Raw genomic sequence first — 2,869 nt, forward strand, 5'->3', positions numbered from 1 at the left:
CCGTCCCTCAGAACCATAGCTCGAATCCTTGCCCATCTCGGCTTGACCCACGGTCGCACCGGTCATTATCCATAGCTCCCACTATTTTCCGTGGCCAGCCTTCCCTCAATTATCGAGGCCACTCTCATCCACATCGCCCGCCTCTATCGCCGCCTTCCCCGTTACGCCCTGCTTGATTGCGGCAATGAGTTTCCGCTTGTGGTCTGAAACCTGCCCTTCATAGGGTTTATTTGTGCCCTCGTAGTTCGCCGCGTCCGGCCAGAGATGTTGAAAGATTGTCTCTCTCCGGACATATTTTTCGGGTGTCTGTGCCAAGAGGAGCAGATAGCTGAAAGAGATAGGGCGCAGCATAACGGAGACGCTGCGGTAGAAGAATAGTTCCTGATATTCATCGAGGAGAATCGCGGGCGGATCCGTGATTAAATCCTGAAGATTCTCGGTAGTGGCAAGTCTGTCGTGGAAAAGGGAAAGCAGGCGCTTGTCTCTGAGTATCTCGGGGAGTGGGCAGGGAAAACCGTTATTTTCATTGCCTGCGAATTGATGTTGAAGAAGCTGGAGCAACCGTTCGCCCAATAGTTGCGGCAGCCGGTGCACGAAATCCGACAGCAGCAACGCGTCGATCATATCCGGTGCATGGTGGCAATCATCAATGAGGCGTTTAAGGATGGTACAGCTCAAGCACTCCAGGCGAATCGATTTGGGACTTGCCGCACCCCGGTGACGCCGTATGCCGGTCTTCGGGACGGGGAGACAAGCCGTCCGACGGTCAGCCGGGTCCAGGGTCTCTTTTTTGCCAAGATCGCCGGAATTTCGGTTATTCAACCGGAATCAACCAGGGCTACTCTGACAGCGCCATTAATGGCGGGAAATATTGCCGCGCTATCCTTTGTCTCCCTAAGGTAGATCCCACGCATCATGATAAAGACTTTTTTGCTGTTCCGCCCCTTTCTGGAGCGGTCAATGTTAAGGACGGCAGTTCCGTATTTCTGTTTCTTCAGGAAATGGATAATCTTGGCTTGCAGACCGCAGGCTGTAAAAAGGAAAATTCGCATAAGGCTGATACGGACCCTCCAGACAACTAACAGTTGAGAAGTAAATTCTCAAGTTCCGATGGTGGTTTTACGGGTATGGTGCCGTGCCAAATGTTTATTGGCCCGCTTCATATCACTATTGACTTGATTTTACAAAGAAATAACTTTTACGAATCATAACCATGCCGGAGGGTCGTGTCAGCGACTGCACCGCAGGCGTCTGTCACGGCCCGGAGGCAAGAAAGGGAGCCCTGGGGCGGATGGGAGCGGGAACGACAGGCGCATCGGGGTGACGTGAAACGTGACCTCGGTGCGACAAAGTGACCGCCCATGGGTGGGCGGGGACAGAAATGGAATCAGAAAAGACGAGCGATGCGTCGGAATGCCGTCACGGAGCGATAGCCAAGACAATCAAAATTGTTATTGATTGAGTATTTTAGCGACGATGGTGCCGCGCAGTTTGCGGCAAGTGGGGAGGCGGGCGACCGAGGAGCCAAGACGGGGAGCCCCGGGGGGCGGATGGGATGGGTGGCGGGGGGATAATCGGGGGCGCATCCTTTAAAAAAGTGGCCTGTAAATAGTGAGCGCATTTTTTTGGCAGGCCGTTTGCTTACGCCGAAACTTGCAAGCTGATCGGGAAATATTATGCAAACGGCATGAGAAAAAAACCTGCCGCATAACGCCTATTATGTAAGAAGCGGGCTTTTCGGCGCGATTACATAATATAGCGTTATGAGGCGGGGCGAATAGAAAGCAGGCCATAAAATCGCGCGCCCATCTGATTAGTCTTTTAGAATGCTTTTGGAATAAGGCTGGCCAGGTTGAAATCAGGGCGAGTATGCGCTGTTTGCATTCTCGTCCTGATTTTATCCTGGCCGGTTTCGGGTGTGGATTGTGACCGCTTTACCTTGACGGCTGTTTGTCCAAGTGAAGAGGTGACAAGCCACCGCTAACATGCTGTTGTTTTTCTGAGCAAAATGGCATCCGCGCGCCCACTCCCCGAGGCTCCTTTCGGGGTGTGGGGCGGGCATGGGGGGCTCTGTTCGCGTCGGCACCCGAGTAGCCACTCCCGGCGGCTTTTTGCTGGGTGTGGCGGGCAACTTGCGGGGTCTTTTTTGTGGCGCTTGCACCGCGTGAAGGCACTCGCGTAGGTCTGCCAGCGCACCACCGGTGAGTCCTGCAACGCGCCGCTTTGTCCTCTGGATCAGGCCAGCCTCAACGGCATCTGGTATTCGGACGAGGAAATCTGCCGATCCCGAACCCACGGAAACTTGCCCTGGATTCAGACACAGAGGAAATTGTTCCGCGTGGCCGCCACCGGCTTTTTCACCCTTGAGATGATGACCAGCCTTGCCGTTATTCGCAAAGGCATAACAGAACTCGACCCGAATGCGTCTAAACAAGAACAGTTAAGAAGCTGGCTTCATAACCGGACGGCCAAGACAGACCTACTGCCGGAGACGAGGTCTGCCCGAACCAGACATCTGAAAAATTTCAGATTCAAAAAACAGGTCAAGGGGAAGGATTGAGCTTCATTTTGAAAACGGTCGAAATGGCATGTCCCAACCAAAATTTATGGTCGAGACGGCGTGCCCTACGACTAAAAACTTTTGGCGGGGGTAACGGACGCACCCGCCATTTATGGGGACGGTCAAACGGAACAGAAAGACCATATCATCAGCAGAGAAATTGAGGGAAAGGAGACTCCGGTTGCCACCACCGATAAAAAATGAACCCATTTTGTCTTTTTTAGTGAACCCGTCAAAAGTTGTAGGTTTTGGGGTTGAGGTGATTAATACCGCCGTATCGGGAAGGGCCAAATAAGGGCTACGGTCTGA

At 53.1% G+C, this 2,869-nt stretch carries 2 protein-coding genes; both read right to left on the bottom strand.

The annotated features are described in order from the left end of the window. Positions 1–105: 105 nt before the first annotated feature. Positions 106–822, bottom strand: a complete 717-nt coding sequence (locus tag K0B01_14775) for a helix-turn-helix domain-containing protein (protein ID MBW6487407.1) — start codon at positions 820–822, stop codon at positions 106–108. Positions 823–2,563: 1,741 nt separating this feature from the next. After that, positions 2,564–2,869, bottom strand: a 306-nt coding sequence (locus K0B01_14780) for a hypothetical protein (protein MBW6487408.1), incomplete at its 5' end; no start/stop codon positions are given.

This window comes from Syntrophobacterales bacterium (genome assembly GCA_019429105.1).
Lineage (GTDB): Bacteria > Desulfobacterota > Syntrophia > Syntrophales > UBA5619 > DYTH01.